The organism is Pilimelia terevasa (assembly GCF_014647915.1).
In the GTDB taxonomy this organism is placed as follows: domain Bacteria; phylum Actinomycetota; class Actinomycetes; order Mycobacteriales; family Micromonosporaceae; genus Pilimelia; species Pilimelia terevasa.
In genome coordinates, this window is record NZ_BMQC01000012.1 from 46,161 (window position 1) to 64,519 (window position 18,359).

General features: G+C 76.1%; 20 protein-coding genes and 1 riboswitch. Of the genes, 16 read left to right on the forward strand and 4 right to left on the reverse strand.

Annotated elements, in window-relative coordinates; genetic code table 11:
* Positions 1-13: 13 nt before the first annotated feature.
* The 3 genes from IEY75_RS16075 to fabG all read left to right on the forward strand — a co-directional run bounded on the left by IEY75_RS16075 (position 14) and on the right by fabG (position 2,826).
* Positions 14-754, forward strand: a complete 741-nt coding sequence (locus tag IEY75_RS16075; RefSeq protein ID WP_189115182.1) for a hypothetical protein — start codon at positions 14-16, stop codon at positions 752-754.
* A gap of 61 nt (positions 755-815) precedes the next feature.
* Complete coding sequence (locus IEY75_RS16080; RefSeq protein WP_189115183.1) at positions 816-2,003, forward strand: thiolase family protein; 1,188 nt, start codon at positions 816-818, stop codon at positions 2,001-2,003.
* A gap of 64 nt (positions 2,004-2,067) precedes the next feature.
* Positions 2,068-2,826 (forward strand): 3-oxoacyl-ACP reductase FabG, encoded by a 759-nt coding sequence (gene fabG, locus IEY75_RS16085; RefSeq protein ID WP_189115184.1) that lies wholly within the window; start codon positions 2,068-2,070, stop codon positions 2,824-2,826.
* Positions 2,827-2,839: 13 nt separating this feature from the next.
* Here the strand turns inward: fabG and IEY75_RS16090 are convergent, their stop codons facing one another.
* Positions 2,840-3,847, reverse strand: coding sequence for a coiled-coil domain-containing protein (locus IEY75_RS16090; protein WP_189115185.1), 1,008 nt, complete (start codon positions 3,845-3,847; stop codon positions 2,840-2,842).
* A 265-nt stretch (positions 3,848-4,112) separates the two neighbouring features.
* Positions 4,113-4,952, reverse strand: a complete 840-nt coding sequence (locus IEY75_RS16095) for a sigma-70 family RNA polymerase sigma factor (protein ID WP_189115186.1) — start codon at positions 4,950-4,952, stop codon at positions 4,113-4,115.
* A 193-nt stretch (positions 4,953-5,145) separates the two neighbouring features.
* On the opposite strand from IEY75_RS16095, the gene IEY75_RS21315 reads away from it, so the two are divergent.
* The 12 genes from IEY75_RS21315 (at position 5,146) to gcvP (ending at position 16,043) form a co-directional block, all read left to right on the forward strand.
* Positions 5,146-5,766, forward strand: coding sequence for a M23 family metallopeptidase (locus IEY75_RS21315; protein WP_268244362.1), 621 nt, complete (start codon positions 5,146-5,148; stop codon positions 5,764-5,766).
* Between the two features lie 160 nt (positions 5,767-5,926).
* A complete protein-coding gene (gene clsA, locus IEY75_RS16105) occupies positions 5,927-6,502 on the forward strand; it encodes a cardiolipin synthase ClsA (protein ID WP_189115187.1) in 576 nt (191 codons plus the stop codon).
* Positions 6,499-7,488 carry a DUF881 domain-containing protein gene (locus IEY75_RS16110; protein ID WP_189115188.1) on the forward strand — a complete coding sequence of 330 codons (990 nt, stop codon included), beginning with the start codon at positions 6,499-6,501 and terminating at the stop codon, positions 7,486-7,488. Before clsA ends, IEY75_RS16110 begins: the two co-directional genes overlap by 4 nt.
* Entirely contained in the window at positions 7,485-7,817 is a 333-nt protein-coding gene (locus tag IEY75_RS16115) for a small basic family protein (protein ID WP_189115189.1), read from the forward strand. The genes IEY75_RS16110 and IEY75_RS16115 overlap by 4 nt, the downstream gene beginning before the upstream one ends.
* Before the next feature lie 10 nt (positions 7,818-7,827).
* The gene (locus IEY75_RS16120; protein ID WP_189115190.1) at positions 7,828-8,691 is read left to right on the forward strand and encodes a DUF881 domain-containing protein; all 864 of its coding nucleotides are present in this window, start codon (positions 7,828-7,830) and stop codon (positions 8,689-8,691) included.
* Between the two features lie 89 nt (positions 8,692-8,780).
* Complete coding sequence (gcvH, locus tag IEY75_RS16125) at positions 8,781-9,158, forward strand: glycine cleavage system protein GcvH (RefSeq protein WP_189115191.1); 378 nt, start codon at positions 8,781-8,783, stop codon at positions 9,156-9,158.
* Positions 9,159-9,392: 234 nt separating this feature from the next.
* A complete protein-coding gene (gene odhI, locus IEY75_RS16130; RefSeq protein ID WP_189115192.1) occupies positions 9,393-9,842 on the forward strand; it encodes an oxoglutarate dehydrogenase inhibitor Odhl in 450 nt (149 codons plus the stop codon).
* A 53-nt stretch (positions 9,843-9,895) separates the two neighbouring features.
* A complete protein-coding gene (ftsR, locus tag IEY75_RS16135; protein WP_189115227.1) occupies positions 9,896-10,561 on the forward strand; it encodes a transcriptional regulator FtsR in 666 nt (221 codons plus the stop codon).
* A 237-nt stretch (positions 10,562-10,798) separates the two neighbouring features.
* Entirely contained in the window at positions 10,799-11,263 is a 465-nt protein-coding gene (locus IEY75_RS16140; RefSeq protein WP_189115193.1) for a bifunctional nuclease family protein, read from the forward strand.
* Positions 11,264-11,395: 132 nt separating this feature from the next.
* Entirely contained in the window at positions 11,396-12,007 is a 612-nt protein-coding gene (locus IEY75_RS16145; RefSeq protein WP_229789766.1) for a MerR family transcriptional regulator, read from the forward strand.
* Positions 12,008-12,133: 126 nt separating this feature from the next.
* Positions 12,134-12,862, forward strand: a complete 729-nt coding sequence (locus IEY75_RS16150) for a SanA/YdcF family protein (RefSeq protein ID WP_229789767.1) — start codon at positions 12,134-12,136, stop codon at positions 12,860-12,862.
* Between the two features lie 169 nt (positions 12,863-13,031).
* A riboswitch (glycine riboswitch) is annotated at positions 13,032-13,109 on the forward strand.
* A gap of 102 nt (positions 13,110-13,211) precedes the next feature.
* Positions 13,212-16,043, forward strand: coding sequence for an aminomethyl-transferring glycine dehydrogenase (gcvP, locus tag IEY75_RS16155; RefSeq protein WP_189115194.1), 2,832 nt, complete (start codon positions 13,212-13,214; stop codon positions 16,041-16,043).
* Between the two features lie 61 nt (positions 16,044-16,104).
* On the opposite strand, the gene IEY75_RS16160 is transcribed toward gcvP, so the two are convergent.
* A complete protein-coding gene (locus IEY75_RS16160) occupies positions 16,105-16,305 on the reverse strand; it encodes a DUF5999 family protein (RefSeq protein ID WP_189115195.1) in 201 nt (66 codons plus the stop codon).
* 156 nt (positions 16,306-16,461) lie between these two features.
* Here IEY75_RS16160 and IEY75_RS16165 point away from each other — a divergent pair, with 156 nt between their 5' ends.
* Positions 16,462-17,646 carry a chorismate-binding protein gene (locus tag IEY75_RS16165; protein ID WP_373290281.1) on the forward strand — a complete coding sequence of 395 codons (1,185 nt, stop codon included), beginning with the start codon at positions 16,462-16,464 and terminating at the stop codon, positions 17,644-17,646.
* A gap of 51 nt (positions 17,647-17,697) precedes the next feature.
* Here IEY75_RS16165 and IEY75_RS16170 read toward each other — a convergent pair whose 3' ends face one another.
* Positions 17,698-18,321: an alpha-ketoglutarate-dependent dioxygenase AlkB gene (locus IEY75_RS16170; protein WP_189115197.1), complete on the reverse strand. Its 624-nt coding sequence runs from the start codon at positions 18,319-18,321 to the stop codon at positions 17,698-17,700.
* Between the last annotated feature and the right edge of the window lie 38 nt (positions 18,322-18,359).

The following is an 18,359-nucleotide window of genomic DNA, read 5'->3' on the forward strand; positions in this document are numbered from 1 at the left end:
TTTATAGTCGCTCATGACTTTCGATCGGTCGCGCGGATCGGCCGGGGTCGACGACGCCGGCCTGGCACTGCTCTGGCAGGTCGCCGGCGAGGTCGACGCCCCCTCGACCCCGGGTCTGCGCAGCTACGCCCGCACCCTGGCCGGAGCCGTCGCGCGGCCGGGCGGCCGCGGCCGGGTACTCGGCGCCGCCGCCGGCGGCTTGGCGCTGGCCTATGCCGTCCTCGCCGGCCCCTACCTGATCGGCGTGGGCGCGCTGTTCCGCACGCCGCCGCCGTCCGCCGTCGGACTGGCCGACGACGGCGATTTCCGGCCGTCCGCCGAGTCGGGTGAGTCCGCCCGCGAAAGGGCCCGCGCCGGCACCGCCGGCCTTCTTCCCCCGATCCGCCAGGACGCCATTCCGGCCTACGTCCGCGAACTGGTCGCCGAGGCGGACAAGCAGGCGCGGCGCCCGGCGCCGGCCCGCGTCCTCGCCGCCCCGCGGCCCCGGCAGGCGCCGCCGGCCGAGCCGGAGGTCCGCACCCGGCCGGATCCCGACCCGGTCCCGGAGTCCACCGCCCCGGCGCCCCGCCCGGTGCCCGCGCCGTCGGCTCCCGTGCCCGCGCCGGTACCCACGGACCGCACCGGCCCGGACGAGGGCGGGGCCGAGGCGACACCCACGCCGACCCCGACGCCGACCCCCACCCCGGCGGCGCTGCTGCGGGAGTCGCCCTCGCCGAGCGCCGCCGGCCCCTCCGCGGCCGCCGCCCCCGACTGACCGCCGCGCCGTCCGGGAACTAGGCTCGCCTGCGACCCACCCGTTCGGACGAGGAGCCCCCATGCGCCCGGTCTGGTTCGCCGCCGCCCGCCGCACCCCGATCGGCCGGCTCCGGGGCGCGCTGTCCGCGGTCCGCCCCGACGACCTGGCCGCCACCGCCGTCCGCGGCCTGCTCGACGGCGTCCCCGCGCTGGACCCGGCGCGGATCGACGACATCTACTGGGGCGCGGCCAACCAGGCCGGCGAGGACAACCGCAACGTCGCCCGGATGGCCGCGATCCTCGCGGGCCTGCCCGCCGAGGTCCCGGGCGCGACCGTGAACCGCCTCTGCGCCTCGGGCCTGGAGGCGGTCACCAGCGCCGCCCGCGCCATCGCCGCCGGGGACGCCGACATCGTCGTGGCCGGGGGCAGCGAGTCGATGAGCCGGGCGCCGTTCGTGCTCCCGCGGCCCGACGAGGCGCTGCCGCACCGGCTCGGCCTGGTCGACACCCGCCTCGGCTGGCGGCTGACCCACCCGCGGATGCCGGACCTGCACGGCGTGCTGAGCATGGGGGAGACGGCCGAGGAGGTCGCCCGCCGCTGCGGGATCGACCGGGACCGCCAGGACGCCTTCGCCCTGCGCAGCCACCAGCGCGCCGCGGCGGCCCGCGACGCCGGCCACTTCGCCGACGAGCTGCTGCCGGTACCGCTGCCCGACGGCGGCGCGGTCGTCGCCGACGAGGGGATCCGCGCCGACACCTCCCGGGAGAAGCTGGCCGCGCTCCGGCCGGTGTTCCGGCCCGACGGCTCGGTGACCGCCGGCAACTCCTCCCCGATGAACGACGGCGCCGCCGCCCTGCTGCTGGTCGGCGACGAGGCGCTGCGGGACCTCGGCCTGACCCCGCTGGGCCGCTACGTCGGCGGCAACAGCGTCGGCGTGGACCCGGACGTGATGGGCCTAGGCCCGGTGCCGGCCACCCGCAAGGTCCTGGACCGCGCCGGCTGGAAGCGCGACGACGTGGACACCGCCGAGCTGAACGAGGCGTTCGCCGCCCAGGCGCTGGCGGTGGTCGACCAGCTCGGCATCGACCCGGAGCGGGTCAACCCCGACGGCGGGGCGATCGCCCTGGGCCACCCGCTGGGCTGCTCCGGCGCCCGGATCCTGACCACGCTGCTGCACCGGATGCGCCGCACCGGCGCGCAGCGCGGCCTGGCCTCGATGTGCGTGGGCGTCGGCCAGGGCACCTCGGTGCTCGTCGCCGCGTCCTGACCGGCGGGCGCCGCCCGCACCCGTACCGCCGACCCTTCCGCCTGACCCCGTTCAAGGAGAGACCGTGACCCACTTCGCCGGCCGGGTGGCCATCGTGACCGGAGCGGCCCAGGGCATCGGCGCGGCCACCGCGCACCTGCTGGCGGCCCGCGGGGCCCGCGTGGCCGTCGTCGACCTCGACCCCGAGGGCGCGGCGGCGACCGCCGCGCGGATCGTCGCCGAGGGCGGCGCGGCGACGGCCGTCGCCGCGGACGTGACCGACGCCGACGCGGTCGAGGCCATGGTGGCGCGCACGGTGCAGGAGTACGGCCAGCTCGACATCCTGGTCAACAACGCGGGGATCACCCGCGACAACATGCTGTTCAAGATGCCGCGCGCGGACTGGGACGCCGTCCTGTCCACCAACCTGACCAGCATCTTCCTGTGCTGCCAGGCCGCGCAGAAGGTCATGGTGCCGGCCCGGTACGGCAAGATCGTCAACCTGTCGAGCCGGTCGGCGCTGGGCAACCGGGGCCAGGTCAACTACGCGGCGGCCAAGGCCGGCGTGCAGGGGCTGACGGCGACGCTGGCCCTGGAGCTGGGGCCGTTCCAGATCAACGTCAACGCCGTCGCCCCCGGCTACATCGCCACGGCGATGACGGCCGCGACCGCCGCCCGGGTGGGGTCGACGGCGCAGGAGCACCAGAAGCTGGCCGCCGAGCGCACCCCGCTGGGCCGGGTGGGCCAGCCCGCCGAGGTCGCCTCGGTGATCGCGTTCCTGGCCAGCGACGACGCGGCGTACGTCAGCGGCCAGACCCTCTACGTCAACGGCGGCGCCCGGTAGCTGGCGCCGGCCCTCACAGCATCGACAGGTGCACGTGGTTGGTGTGGTCGCTGGAGGGGTCCCCGTTGGCCTCGGTGTACGCCTTCCAGCCGACCGCGGGCAGCCACACCCGCCGGTACCAGATCACGTACATCACGCCGAGCCGGTCGGCGTTGCTGACCAGGAACGCCGCCAGGTTGCTGCCGTACACCTTGTCGCCGCCGACGGCGTCCCCGCCGAACCCCTCGCCCTTCTGGACCGAGAAGTCGCACGCCCGGCCCTTGGGGTGCTCGAAGGGACCGCCGGGCCGGAAGCACGACACGAACCGCCGGAAGTTGACCTTCTTCGCCTCCTTCAGCGCGTGCAGGGTGCGCGGCGTGACGCAGCCGGCGGTGGTCGGATCCCCGACGCTGCACCCCTGGCCCGGCCAGTCGCCGTCGGCGCCGCCGGGCGCCCGGGCGGCCACGGGGATCTTGGCGGTCACCAGGTCGCCGAAGTCACTGCCGCCGGCCAGGCGGAACAGCCGCTGGGCGGCCTCCCGCTTGCGCGTCATCGTGTCGAGCTGGAGGCGCTGCTGCCGGGCCTCGGCGTCGATCTGCCGGCGGGCCCGCTCGACCTGGGCGCGCGCCCGGTTCAGGTCCCGCAGGCGCTGGTTCTCCCGCTCCGTCATGGTCTCCAGCGCCGCGGCGCGGTCCAGGAACGCGTCCGGTGTCGCGCTGCGCAGCAGCGCCGAGGCGATGTTGAGCCGACCGGCCCGGTACCCGGCCGCGGCCACACGGGTCACCTCGGCGGACATCGCGTCGCGCTGCCGCTCCAGGGCCACCAGTTCGCCGTCGAGCCGCTCCTGCGCCGTGCGGGAGCGCTGGTACGCCGCCCGCGCCTGCAGGAAGCCGCGGCTCGCCGACTCCATCACGTCCCGCACCAGCGGGGTCTCGCCCTCGCCGCCGGTACCGCCGGGAGCCGCCAGCACCGGCGCCGCGGCGCCGACCAGCAGCGCCAGGACGGTGGCGCCGGCCGCGGCGCGGCGCAGTACGGTCAGCACGACGGCACGCGGTCCTCTCTCTGCGCCGCCGCACCCGCTGCGCGTCGCCGCCGTTGCGGGGCGGCCGTCGGGCGGTACCCGGGTGGCGGCGGTGGCCCGCCGGACGCCGACGGGCGTCGTCGCGGCGGGAACCGGGGCGTAGCGTAACCAGCAGGACCAAGCCGACAGAACCCCTGGCCGGCCGCGATCTGCTGGCCGCCCGGACAGGCCGGCGGACCGGTCGGCCGGCCCCCGCGCATCGGGGCACCGAGTCGGCCCGCGGGAGTCAGGCGGCGGCGGGCAGCCCGTCCAGGTTCGTCAGGGCCAGCCGGCTGCTGACGGTGCCGGCGGCGGCGACCTGGCGGTAGTAGTGCACGCGGCGCCGGGCGACGCAGTTGTCGCGGCCCTCGGCCACCAGGTCGGGGTCGAGCTGGCTGTTCAGGCCGTCCCGGAGCAGGTTGAGCGCCTCGGCCCGGAGCTGGGACACCCGCGACTCGCTCACGCCCAGCTCGCGGGCGATCACCGACATGGGCTCCTCGCGCAGGAAGTAGCCGGTCACCACGGCCCGCAGCCGCTCCGGCAGCGCCTCGATCGCGTGGTGCAGGTAGCCGATGCGCTCGCGGTGCAGCAGCATCTCCTCGGGGCCGGCGGTCCGCTCGGTCACCATCTCCTCGGCGGCGCCGTAGGCGAAGCCGTGCAGGCTCAGCACCATCGCGCGGTGCACGTCGCACTCGACCGAGGCCAGGTCCTGCACCGGCACGCCGAGCCGGTCGGCGACCTCGCGGGGCAGCGGGCTGCGGCCCAGCGCCGCGGTCAGCTCCTGGCGGGCCGTGTCCGCCTGCCGCGCCCGGTGCCGGACCGAGCGGCTCGCCCAGTCCAGGCCGCGCAGCTCGTCGATCAGGGCGCCCCGGATCCGGGTGGCGGCGAACCGGGCGAACGTCGTGCCCCGCGCCGCGTCGAACCCGCGGGCGGCGCTGACCAGGGCGGCGAAGCCGGCCGAGGTCAGGTCGTCGCGGCTGACGTGGGCCGGCACCCGGGACATGACCTCCCGGACCAGGTGGCCCACCAGCGCCATGTGGTCGCGGACCAGGTCGTCGAGGTCGCGGATCGTGGTCTCGTTCGTCATCCCGGGGCTCCCTCAGGTCGGGCGGGCGGAGGAGGGCCGCGCTCACCGATGACAGAAGCTTCCGGCGCGCCGGGTGCCGGTCCGGGTGATCCCCGGTTGCCGAAAAGTTGCGATATCCGCCGAACCGTTCAGCCGCCCGTCCGCCCGCCGATCGTGGGGTCTGATCACCAACCGAGAGACCGGGAGGGCGCGGGTGTCGATCAACGAGGTGCAGGCCCGTATTGGCGCGATCCAGTCCCTGATGCTCGCCGCGCGGACCGCCCCCACCGGGAAGGCCACCAGCACCGGTGCCACCGCCTCCGGGGCGACCTCCGCCAGCCAGTTCGCCGCCGTGCTCCAGGGCGCGGTGGACCAGGCCGGCGGTACCGCCGCCACCACGCGGACCGCCGCCACCGCCGCCCCCAGCCGCACCGCCGGCACCACGACCACCGGCTGGACCCTGCCGGTGCGCGGGGCCAGCGTCTCCAGCGAGTTCGGCCACCGCTGGGGCACCGAGCACGAGGGCACCGACTTCGCCGCCGGCATGGGCACCCCGATCCGGGCCGCCACCGGCGGCGTGGTGAAGAAGGCGAGCTGGTACGGCGGCTACGGCAACGCCGTCATCGTCGACCACGGCAACGGCGTCCAGACCCTGTACGGGCACGCCTCCAAGCTGCTGGTCAAGGAGGGGCAGCGGGTCGCCGCCGGCCAGCAGATCGCCAAGGTCGGCAGCACCGGCGACTCCACCGGCCCCCACCTGCACTTCGAGGTCCACGTCAAGGACAAGCCGGTCGACCCGCGCCCCTGGCTGGCCAAGCACGGCGTCAAGCTCTAGCCGCGGCCCGCCCCCGAGCGGCGTCGTCGGGCCCGTCACCGGCTCTGGATATAGTGGCCCGGCGCGGGATCCGCCACGCCGGGGCCGCTCCCGCCCGCACGCACCGGCGACCGCCGACGGTCGCCGGTCGCCGGTCGCCGGTCGGGAGGAGGGCCAGCGGTTGAGCCAGTACACCGACCGCGTCCTCACCGGGCCCAACCTCATCAGCTTCGGCCGCCTGCTCGGGGTCCCCCTGTTCCTGTACCTGCTGCTCGTCCCGCACGCCGACATCGCCGCCACGGTGGTCCTGGCCCTCGGCGGCACCAGCGACTGGCTTGACGGCTGGCTCGCCCGCCGCACCGGCCAGGTCAGCCGGCTGGGGGAGCTGCTCGACCCGCTCGCCGACCGGCTGTACATCGCGGCGACCCTCGTGGCGTTCACGGTCCGCGACGTGGTGCCCTGGCAGTTCACCGCCGCCCTCGTCGCCCGCGACGTCGTGATGGCCGTCGTCCTGGCCGCCCTGCGCCGCCGCGGCTTCGCCCCGCCGCCGGTGCACTACCTCGGCAAGGCCGCCACGTTCGTCCTGCTCGCCGCCTTTCCGCTGCTCCTGCTCGCCGCGGCCGTCCCGGCCTGCGCCGCGGTCGCCGGGGCCGCCGGCTGGGGGCTGGCCTGGTGGGGCCTGGGCGCGTACTGGTGGGCGGCCGCCCTCTACCTCGGCCAGGCGGTCCGCGCGCTGCGCCCCCCGGCCACGGCATGACGACGCCCCGGCCCGCGGGCCCGGCCACCCCGAAGGCCCGGCCCGCCGACCGGGAGCACCCGCCCGCGCGCCCGGCGACCGGGGCGCCCCCGCCCGCCGGGCGGGCCGCCCGCGACCTGTTCGGGCCCGACTTCCTCACCACCCTGTTCCGCTTCCCGCTCGACCCCGGGTACGCCGACGCGGCCGCCGCCCGCGCCGCCCACGGACCGCGCCCGCCGGCCCGGCGGCACGCCGTGCGGGTCACCGCCGCCGTCGTGGCCTGCGCGATCGGCCTGCTGTTCGCTGTCGCCTACCGCAAGGCCGTCGACGACCAGCCCGGCCGCGCCCGGGTCCGCACCGGTCTCGTCGGCCAGATCGACAGCCTGCGCACCAAGACCGACACGATGCAGGAGCGCGCGACCGCGCTGCGCGCCGAGGTGGCCCGCCTGCGCCAGGCCCAGCTCGGCGGGGACCCGACGGCGCTCGCGGCCAACGAGGCCGCCGCGGCCCGCACCCGGGTGACCGGCCGCGGGGTGACGGTCGTGCTCGGCGATCCACAGCGGACCGCGGGCCCCACCGGCCAGCCGGATCCGGCCGGCCGGATCCAGGACCGCGACCTGCGCCAGCTCGTCAACGCCGTGTGGGCGGCGGGCGCCTCGGCGATCGAGGTCAACGACGTCCGGCTCACCGCGACGTCGACGATCCGGGTGGCCGGCCAGGCGATCCAGCTCGACGCGGTGCCGATCCACTCGCCGTACCGGCTGCGGGCGCTCGGGCCGGCGACGCTGCGCAGCCGGTACCTCGGCTCGACCGGCGGCCAGCTCATCCGTACGCTGGCCGCCCGGTACGGGATGGAGTACAGCGTCCGCGAGGCGCCGGAGCTGACGCTGGCGGCCGCGGGCGAGCCCACCCTGCGGCACGCGACGCCGCTGCGCACCACCTCGCCCTCGGGCGCCCCGCCCGGTACCGCCCCGTCGAGCGACCCGCCCCCAGGAGGCCGCCCATGATCCCGGTAATCGCGATGGTGGTGGGGGTGGCCCTCGGCCTGATCATCAACCCGACGGTCCCGATCTACCTCCAGCCGTACCTGCCGATCGCGGTCGTGGCGGCGCTGGACGCGGTGTTCGGCGCGATCCGCGCCCGGCTCGACGGCATCTTCGACGACAAGCAGTTCGTGGTGTCGTTCATCTCGAATGTGCTGGTGGCGGCGCTGATCGTGTACCTCGGCGACCAGCTCGGCGTCGGCGGGCAGCTCTCCACGGGCGTCGTGGTGGTCCTGGGTGTACGGATCTTCGGCAATGTGGCGGCGATCCGCCGGCACCTGTTCCGGGCGTAGGCTGGTGTCGATGAGCGCCACACCACCCCGCACGCCCCCGGACCCGACCGCCGCGCAGGATCCGGACCGGGCGTCCCCGGACGCCACCCCGGATGCCCCGGCCCCCGCCGCGGCGCGGTCCGCGGATGCCGCCGGACCGGCCGCGCCCGCGACCCTGCCGGCGCGGATCGGCGCGCGGCTGCGCCGGTTGTCGGCGGCGGGCGCGGCGATCGCCGTCCTGCTGGCCCTGCTCGGCTTCGGGCTGGTGGCGCAGTTCCGCAGCGTCGCCACCGACCAGTCGCTGGACACCGCGCGCGAGGACGACCTGGTGCGGATCCTGTCCGATCTGGAGGCCCGAGAGCAGCGGCTCAACACCGACATCCGGCGGCTGGAGGACAGCGAGCGGCAGCTCGGCTCCGGCGCCCAGCGGCGGGAGGCGGCCATCGCCGACGCCGCCCGGCGCGCCGACGCGCTCGGGATCCTGGCCGGCACGCTGCCGGCGGAGGGCCCGGGGATGCGGGTGCGGCTGGTGGGCAACGCCGACCAGGTCCACGCGCGCACCCTGCTGGACACTGTGCAGGAGCTGCGCAACTCGGGCGCCGAGGTGATGCAGCTCACGGGTTCGGGCGCGGATCCGATGCGGATCGTGGCGTCGAGCTACTTCGTGGCGGCCGAGGGCGGCGTGCGGGTCGACGGCAAGGTGGTGGCCGGCCCGTACACGATCGACGTCATCGGCGACGCCACGATCATGAAGTCGGCGCTGACGATCCCGGGCGGGGTGGTCGAGACGGTCGCCGATGACGGCGGTAGTGTGACGATGGAGCCTGCGGCGGTCGTGAAAGTGACCGCCCGTTACACCGGCTTCAACCTGCAGTACGCGCGGCCGGCCTCCTGAGGTCCGGCCGCGGCAGGTCAGGTCGGCCGGCCCGCGGCCGCCCGCAGTCACGTGTCGCGTGCGGCACCGGCGAGTAAGGATCGGTAGGCGTGGTCCCTGACGAGCTGCGGTACACCGCGGAGCACGAGTGGGTGGCTTCGGCCGAGGGCGGTGCCGTCCGGGTGGGCATCACCGCGTTCGCCCAGGACGCCCTGGGCGACATCGTCTACGTCGACATGAAGGAGCCGGGCACCGAGGTCGCTGTCGGCGACCCGCTCGGCGAGGTCGAGTCGACCAAGAGCGTCTCGGAGATCTACGCGCCGCTGGCCGGCACGGTGGTCAACCGCAACGAGCAGCTCGCCGACCAGCCGGAGCTGATCAACACGGACCCGTACGGCGAGGGCTGGCTCGTCGAGCTGGACGCCGGTACCGTCGACCTGGACAGCCTCATGTCGGCAGAGAGCTACCGCGAACTCACCAAGGGCTGAGCCGGCGCACGCCGGCACTGTCCATCTCTGTTCCGCGCGCCTGGTTGACCCCCTATTTGGGCGGTGACTAGGCTCGCACAGTCGATTGAGGCTCAGTATCCGAATTTCGGTGGCCGCCCCACGCTAGGGTGGTCATCCAGGGGCCGATCCGCCCGCGCGTCGGGGCGGGTCCCGGCGCCTGCGGCCCGGCCTCCCCACACGCCCGCTCGACGCTCAACTCCGTGAGGTGGTCCGATGACGCGCCCAGGCGACGAGTTCCCCCCGCTCGACGTCACCTCTACGTTGAACCTCGGTTCGCTCGACGAGGTTCTCGACGGCCCTGACGCCGAGGTGGTACCCAGCCGGATGGCCGGCTCCCTGCCGCCCGGCATGGCCCTGCTCGTCGTCCGCCGTGGCCCCAACGCCGGGGCCCGCTTCCTGCTGGACCACGACGTGACCACCAGCGGCCGGCACCCGGACAGCGACATCTTCCTCGACGACGTGACGGTGTCCCGCCGGCACGCGGAGTTCCACCGCGAGGGCGGCGCGTTCACGGTCCGCGACGTCGGCAGCCTCAACGGCACGTACGTCAACCGCGAGCGGGTCGAGGCCGCCACGCTGGGCAACGGCGACGAGGTGCAGGTCGGCAAGTTCCGGCTGGTCTTCATCGCGGGCCCGCGCCCGGAGGCCGAGGTCGCGCGCTAGTGGTGTCGTCGGGGGCGGCCGAGGCGCGCCCCGACCCGCGCGCCTCGGCGCTGATGAGCATCGGCGAGGTGCTGTCGGCGCTGCGCGCGGAGTTCCCCGACGCGACGATCTCCAAGCTGCGGTTCCTGGAGGCCGAGGGCCTGGTGGAGCCGCAGCGGTCGGCGTCGGGGTACCGCAAGTACACCGCCGCCGACGTGGAGCGGCTGCGCTTTGTCCTCACCGCGCAGCGTGAGCACTACCTGCCGCTGCGGGTGATCCGCGAGCAGTTGGCGGCGGCGGACCGCGGCGCGCCGCCGGTGGTGCGCCCCCGCCCGGCCCTGGCGTCGGTGGACGGCCGCCCCGCAGCGCCGGACCGCGCCGACCGCGCGACGCTGCTCCAGCGCTGCGGCCTGGCCGAGCGCGTCCTGCGCCAGTTGGAGGCCGACGGGCTGGTGGTCCCCGGGCCCGGGGGCTGGTACGACGCGGACGCCCTGGCGGTGGCCCAGGCGGCGGCGGAGCTGGGTCGGTACGGCATCGAGCCGCGGCACCTGCGCGCCTACCGCGCGGCGGCGGACCGCGAGGTGGGCCTCTACGCCCAGCTCGTCACGCCGCTGCTGCGCCAGGCGGACCCGTCGGCGCGGGCGCGGGCGGACGAGGTGGTGCGGGAGTTGCTGGCGTTGTCCGCGCGGCTGCACGCGGCGCTGGTACGCACGGGCCTGCGGAGCACGTTGGGGCGGTAGGGGCCGGCCGTGGAGCGCGTGCACTGTCTGTCACGGCGTGTACCGTGCAGAGAGGACACGGAGCGCGGGCGACACCCGTGCGGACCTGCCTGCCCGGAGCGCACGTGTGCCGGGACCGGCCGGTCCGCGCGGACGGCGTGCGCGGGTCCGGGGCGTGGACGTTGGCACAACGCCGGACCGGGCGGCGCGTCGTGGGGCGTGCCCGGGTCGGGCTGGACGGTGCAGGAGGAAAGCGCGGTGCGCGAGCTGAACGTGGTCGGGGTCAGGGTCGAGCTCCCGAGCAACCAACCCATCGTCCTGCTGCGGGAGGCCGACGGCGACCGGTACCTGCCGATCTGGATCGGCGCCGTCGAGGCGACCGCCATCGCGTACGAGCAGCAGGGCGTGAAGCCGGCCCGCCCGCTCACCCACGACCTGCTCCGCGACATCCTGGCGGCCCTGCAGGCGCCGCTGAAGGCGGTGGAGATCCTGGAGTTGAAGGACAACATCTTCTACGCTGACCTCCTGATCGGCGACGACGTGCGGGTGTCCGCCCGGCCGAGCGACTCGATCGCCCTGGCGCTGCGGGTCGGCGCCCCGATCCGGTGCGCGGAGGCGGTGCTCGCCGAGGCCGGCATCGTGATCCCGGACGAGCAGGAGGACGAGGTCGAGAAGTTCCGGGAGTTCCTGGATCAGGTGAACCCGGACGACTTCGCGAGTTGACGCGCGGTCGGTGGACCTCGCCGGTTCGCGGCGTGTCGCGGCGAAGCGTGCCCGCTGCGGACCGCGCTGCGCTATAGGGTGAACAGCGTCGGCAGCGCCAGGGGAGGCTGCCCCCAGGGGAGGTTGGTCGTCATGGACGAGCGAGTCCCGCAGCCGGAGTCCGCGCCCGCCGCGCCCGCTCCGCCCGCGGCGGCGTCCCCCGACGGCACCGTCGCCGGCCCGGCCGCCGCGACGCTCGCCGACGGCACGGTCGGGTACCGCGGCGTCACCGCCTGCCACGCCGTCGGGATCAGCTACCGCCAGCTCGACTACTGGGCCCGGACCGCACTGGTCGTCCCCGGCGTCCGGGACGCCTCCGGCTCCGGTACCCAGCGCCTGTACTCGTTCCGGGACCTGGTGGTCCTCAAGGTCGTCAAACGGCTGCTGGACGCCGGGGTCTCCCTCCAGAACATCCGCCGGGCGATCGAGGCGCTGCGCTCGCGCGGCGTCGCCGACCTGGCCGGCATCACGCTGATCTCCGACGGTACGACGGTGTACGAGTGCCGGTCGGCGGAGGAGGTCGTCGACCTGCTCCAGGGCGGCCAGGGCGTGTTCGGCATCGCGATCGGCGGCGCCTTCAAGGAGATCGAGGGCTCGCTGTCGCACCTGCCGGCGGAGCCGGCCGCGGGCGTGGTCGACCCGCTCCCGCAGGCGTCGCCGTCCGACGAGCTCGCGGCCCGCCGGGCCCGCCGCCGCGCCGGCTGATCACCCGCTCGTCCGCGTCGGCCCGCCGCCGTCCCGCCCGTCCCGCGCGCCGGTCGACCTGGTCCGGCGCCGGCGCCTGCCGGCTGGCCGACAGTCCCGGTGGCGCGCCGCTGGGACAATCGCGGTATGCGTCTTCGCCGCCCACGCCCGCCCCGCCCGACCGCCGCCGGTACCGGACCGCGCTGGTGGCGGATGCTGTGGCGCGGCGGGCTCGCCGCGGTGGCGGTGGTGCTGGCGGCGGTCGTCGCGGCGACCGCGTGGATCCGGGTCGGGGCCGCCGGTCGGGTGCACGACCTGGCGGCGGCGCCGGCCGCGCCGGTGGCGATCGTGCTGGGTGCCCAGGTCGACCACGACGGCATCCCGTCGGCGTTCCTGGCGGCGCGGCTGGACATCGCCGCGGCGCTGTACGCCCGGCGCACGGTGTCGGCGGTCCTGGTCTCCGGCGACCACGGCCGGTGGTCGTACGACGAGCCCGGCGCGATGGCCCACCGGCTGACCGCGCTGGGCGTCCCGCAGGCGCGGATCGTCCAGGACCACGCGGGCTTCGACACCTACGACAGTTGCCAGCGCGCGTACCGGGTGTTCGGCGTGCGCGAGGCCGTCGTGGTGACGCAGAGCTTCCACATCGCGCGCGCGGTGACCCTGTGCGCCGAGGCGGGCATCCGCACCACCGGCGTCGGCGACGACTCGGTCCGGGTCCACGGGCTCCAGTGGCGGCGCGGCGCGGTCCGGGAGTACGGCGCGGCGGTCAAGGCGGCCGTCGACGTGCTGTCCGGGCGCGACCCGGTGTTCCTGGGCCCGGTGCAGCGCTCGCTGGAGACGGCGACCGGGCCGCCTGAGCGCGCCGCACGGTGACCGTCGGGGGCGGGATGCCCGGTTTGGGGTGGTGGGACCGCGCGCGACGTCACAATCCGTGTACGCGGGGCCGCGCGAGTCGATGTCCGGCGGCGGCGCTGGTACCGTGGCACCCGCCGTAACACCCCGCGCGGGAGAGTCCGCGTCACCGGCGCCGACGGCGGCTCCCGCGGGAGCCGTCCCCGACGCCGCCAGCCGGCGCCGAAGGGGCAATTCCTCCCCGGAACCTCTCAGGCACCAGGACCGCCGCGGGGCATGGCGATCTGGAGCGACGCGCGGTGCCGCCGGTGGCGTGGCGCGGGGCGACAGAGGGGGAGGGTACGCCCGTCCCTCGTCGCAGGAGTGCCCCATGAGCGCAGCCCCCCGCCCCACCGGTGACCTGTTCGCCCGCCGCCACATCGGGCCGCAGCCGGCCGACCGGCAGCACATGCTCGACGTCGTCGGGTACCCCGACACCGACGCCCTGATGGACGCCGCGATCCCGGAGGCCATCCGCTGGACCGGCGGGCTGGACCTGCCGCCGGCGGCGACGGAGGCGCAGGCGCTGGCGGAGCTGCGCGAGCTGGCGGGTCGTAACACCGTCGCCACGTCCATGATCGGCATCGGCTACCACGGCACCCACACCCCGCCGGTGATCCAGCGTAACGTCCTGGAGAACCCGGCCTGGTACACCGCCTACACCCCCTACCAGCCGGAGATCAGCCAGGGCCGGCTGGAGGCGCTGCTGAACTTCCAGACGATGGTCACGGACCTCACGGGCATGGCGACCGCCAACGCGTCCATGCTGGACGAGGGCACCGCCGCCGCGGAGGCGATGACGCTGGCCCGCCGCGCCGCCAAGACCAAGAGCCCGGTGTACGTGGTGGACGCCGAGACGCTGCCGCAGACCCTGGCGGTCATCCGCAACCGGGCCGAGCCGCTGGGTATCGACGTGCAGGTGCGGGACCTGGCGACGCAGGAGCTGCCCGCGCAGTTCTTCGGCCTGCACCTGCAGTACCCGGGCGCCTCGGGCGTCGTCCGCGACCTGGGCGGCCCGGTGGCGGCGGCGCACGCCCGCGGCGCGCTGGTCGCGGTCGCCGCGGACCTGCTGGCGCTGGCGCTGCTGCGCACGCCGGGGGAGTTCGGCGCCGACATCGCCGCCGGCACGACCCAGCGCTTCGGCGTACCGATGGGCTTCGGCGGCCCGCACGCCGGCTACCTGGCGGTCCGCGCCGGCCTGGAGCGGCTGCTGCCCGGCCGGCTCGTCGGGGTCTCCCGCGACGCCGACGGCGCGCCGGCCTACCGGCTGGCGCTGCAGACCCGCGAGCAGCACATCCGCCGGGAGAAGGCCACCAGCAACATCTGCACCGCGCAGGTGCTGCTGGCCGTCATGGCCTCGATGTACGCCGTCTACCACGGCCCGGACGGGCTGCGCGCGATCGCGGCCCGCACCCACGGGCACGCGACCCGGCTGGCGGCGGCACTGCGGGCCGGGAACGTGACGCTCGCGGCGGCGGACTTCTTCGACACCGTGACCGCGGTCGTGCCGGGCCGCGCCGCGGCGGTGGTCGCGGCGGCGGCCGAGGCCGGCGTCAACCTGCGGCTGGTCGACGAGGACGCGGTCGGGATCGCCTGCGACGAGACCACGGTCGACGCCCACCTGGCGGCGGTGTGCGCGGCGTTCGGCGTCGCCGCCCCGCCGGAGTCGGCCCCCGACGCGCTGCCGGCGGCGCTGCGCCGCGACTCGGACTTCCTCACCCACCCGGTGTTCACCGCGCACCACTCGGAGACGGCGATGCTGCGCTACCTGCGCCGCCTGGCCGACGCCGACTACGCCCTGGACCGCGGCATGATCCCGCTGGGCTCGTGCACGATGAAGCTCAACGCCACCGCGGAGATGGCGGCGGTGACGTGGCCGGAGTTCGCGCAGATCCACCCGTACGCCCCCGCGGCGCAGACCGGCGGGTACGCGGCGCTGGTCGCCCAGTTGGAGGGGTGGCTGGCGGAGGTGACCGGGTACGACGCGGTCAGCGTGCAGCCCAACGCCGGCTCGCAGGGCGAACTGGCCGGCCTGCTGGCGATCCGCGCGTACCACCGCGACAACGGCGAGGCCGGCCGCGACGTCTGCCTGATCCCCTCCAGCGCGCACGGCACCAACGCGGCCTCGGCCGTGATGGCCGGGATGCGCGTGGTCGTGGTGGCCTGCGACGCCGAGGGCAACGTCGACCTGGCCGACCTCGACGCCAAGATCGCCGCGCACGCGGCGTCGCTGGCCGCGATCATGGTGACGTACCCGTCGACGCACGGCGTCTACGAGACCGGGATCGCGCAGCTCTGCGCGAAGGTCCACGACGCGGGCGGCCAGGTGTACGTCGACGGCGCCAACCTCAACGCGCTGCTCGGTTTCGCCAAGCCCGGCCGGTTCGGCGCGGACGTCTCGCACCTGAACCTGCACAAGACGTTCTGCATCCCGCACGGTGGCGGCGGCCCGGGCGTCGGGCCGGTCGCGGTCCGCGCCCACCTGGCCCCGTACCTGCCCGGCGACCCGCTGGCCGGCGACGCGCACGCGGTGTCGGCGGCGCCGCACGGTTCGGCGGGCATCCTGCCGATCTCGTGGGCGTACCTGCGGATGATGGGGCCCGACGGGCTCACCGACGCCACCGCGGTCGCGGTCCTGGCGGCCAACTACGTCGCGGCGCGGCTGCGCGGGCACTACCCGGTGCTGTACGCGGGCAACAAGGGCCTGGTCGCCCACGAGTGCATCCTGGACCTGCGCCCGCTGACCCGGTCCACCGGCGTGACCGTCGACGATGTCGCCAAGCGCCTGATCGACTACGGGTTCCACGCGCCGACGATGTCGTTCCCGGTCGCCGGCACCCTGATGGTCGAGCCGACCGAGAGCGAGGATTTGGCGGAGCTGGACCGGTTCTGCGACGCCATGATCGCGATCCGGGCGGAGATCGACCAGGTCGGGGCGGGCGCCTGGCCGGCCGGCGACAACCCCCTCGCCAACGCCCCGCACACCGCGGCGATGGTGACCGCCGACGAGTGGTCGCACCCCTACCCGCGGACCCTGGCCGCCTTCCCGGGCGGGGCCGGCGCGGCCGGCAAGTACTGGCCGCCGGTGCGCCGGGTCGACGGCGCGTACGGCGACCGGAACCTGGTCTGCGCGTGCCCGCCGCCGGAGGCGTTCGCCCCGTGACACACCGCCGCCGCGCCGGCACCCACTCTCCGTGACGTGGGCGCCCGCGCGGCGGCGGGTTTCAGGCGGCTATGGCGTGCGGTGCGGGACCCCGGTGCGGGTCCACGCAGCTCCCGTCAGGAAGCAGCTCGCCGGTGTCCTCGAACATGATGACGCCGTTGCACAGCAAGCTCCACCCCTGCTCAGGATGGGCGGACACGCAACGGGCGGCTTCCCGGTCGGGGGCGGCGGCGGTCGGGCAGGGTGGCTGATGCGGACACATCGTGGCCTCCTGGGTCCTGCGAGAAGCGGGTGGGGGGTGTGTCATGCCTCACACGACGTGGCGTCACGCTAGCACCGTCCATCGACGGCGCTGACGCCGGTGCCCGGAACCCGACACGATTTCACTGAACAGCCGAGAGGGAACGGTCCATTCGTCGTGAGCGCGTTACCGTTGACCACTCCACCGGCGGCCCCGCGTGGCGAAACGATCACCGAGTGTGCCCGGCTGGAGTGGCGGTCCGGCGCACCGGGCGACCCGTTGGGCCTGCTCGCGGCGTTCCTCGCCGACCACGGCCTGCTTGCCGCCGACCTGTGCCGCCCCACCCGGCCCGGCCCGACGGTCGGCGCCGCCGTCTACGTCTCCGCCGCGGCCGCCGCGACCGCGATCGGCGCGCCGCCCGGGGCACCCACCCCGGCGCCCGCGCTGCCGGACGTCGTCGCCGTCGCCTACCGCCGCGCCGCCCGGACCGCCCCGCCGGGGGACCGGCGCCCGGCCGCTGACGGCGCCGCCTGGCGGCTGGGGGAGTGGGCCGCGAGCTGGACCGACGCCGCGCACGCCGACGCCGTCCGCGCCCTGCGGGCCGCCATCGCCCGCGGCGACGTCTACCAGGCCAACCTCGTCGGCCACGCCCGCGCCCGGTACCGCGGCGACCCGGGGCCGGCGCTGGCCGCCGTCGCCGCGCTGCCCGGCGCCCGGTACGGCGGGGTCCTCACCGGCGCCGGCTGGGCGCTGGCGAGCGCCTCGCCCGAGACCCTCGTCGAGGTCCGCGGCGGCGTGGCGACGACCCGGCCGATCAAGGGCACCCGCCCGGCCACCGCGGCCGGCCGCGCCGCCCTGCGCGACTCTGCCAAGGAGCGCGCCGAACACATCATGATCGTCGACCTGGCCCGCAACGACGTCGCGCACGTCGCCCGCACCGGCGGCGTCGCCGTCGAGTCGCTGTACGCCGTGCGCCGCTGGTGCGACCTGTGGCAGGCCGAGTCGGTGGTGACGGCGGCGCTCGCCGACGGCGTGGACCTGCCCACCCTGCTGCGGGCGCTCGCCCCCGGCGGCTCGGTCACCGGCGCGCCCAAGCGGGCGGCGCTGGCGCAGATCGCCGCCCTGGAGCCGGTCGGCCGGGGGGCCGCCATGGGCGTGCTGGGCTGGGTCGGCCCCGACCACCTCGACCTGGGCCTGACGATCCGCACGGTCGCCGCCGACGCCACCCACCTGCACGTGTGGGCGGGCGGCGGCATCACCTGGGGGAGCGACCCGGCGGCGGAGGTCGCCGAGGCGGCGGCCAAGGCCGCGCCGCTGCGCCGCGCCCTGGCCGGCCCGGGCGGCGTCCCGCACCGCCGGTGACCGGTTCCCGGCGCTGCCGGGACGGGCGCGCCCAGCGGGCGGCGGCGCCGGTCAGCGCACGCCGACCGGCCGGAACTGGACGCTGATCCGCGGGCCGCACGGCCGCGCCGTCCTGGGTACCGCGTGGTCGAAGGTGCGCTGGCAACTGCCGCCCATCACCAGCAGGTCGCCGTGGCCGACCTCGAAGCGCAGCGGCCGGCCGCCGCCGCCGCGGCGGCGCAGCGCGAGCGTGCGGGGAGCGCCGAGCGAGACGATCGCCACCGTCGTGTCCGCGGTCGCGCCCCGCCCCACCCGGTCGCCGTGCCAGGCGACGCTGTCGCGGCCGTCGCGGTACAGGCACAGGCCGGCCGTCGCCAACGGCCCGCCCGGCTCCGCGCCGTACCGCGCGTCGAGCGACGCGCGGGCCGCCTCCAGCGCCGGGTCGGGCAGGGCCGCGCCGACGCCGTAGAAGGCGAGCAGCCGCGGGACGTCGACCACCCGGTCGTACATCTGCCGCCGCTGCGCCCGCCAGGGCACGACCCGGTGCAGCCGGTCGAACAGGGCGTCCGCCCCCAGCATCCAGCCCGGCCGCAGGTCCAGCCACGCGCCCACACCCAGGGGGAGGCGCCGCACGGTGTCGCCCAGCGGCCCGGGCCGGACCTGCCCGCCGCCGCCCAGCAGTGAGGGCTGGAACATCACCCGGCCACGGTACCGCATATTCGTACAGGCGTACG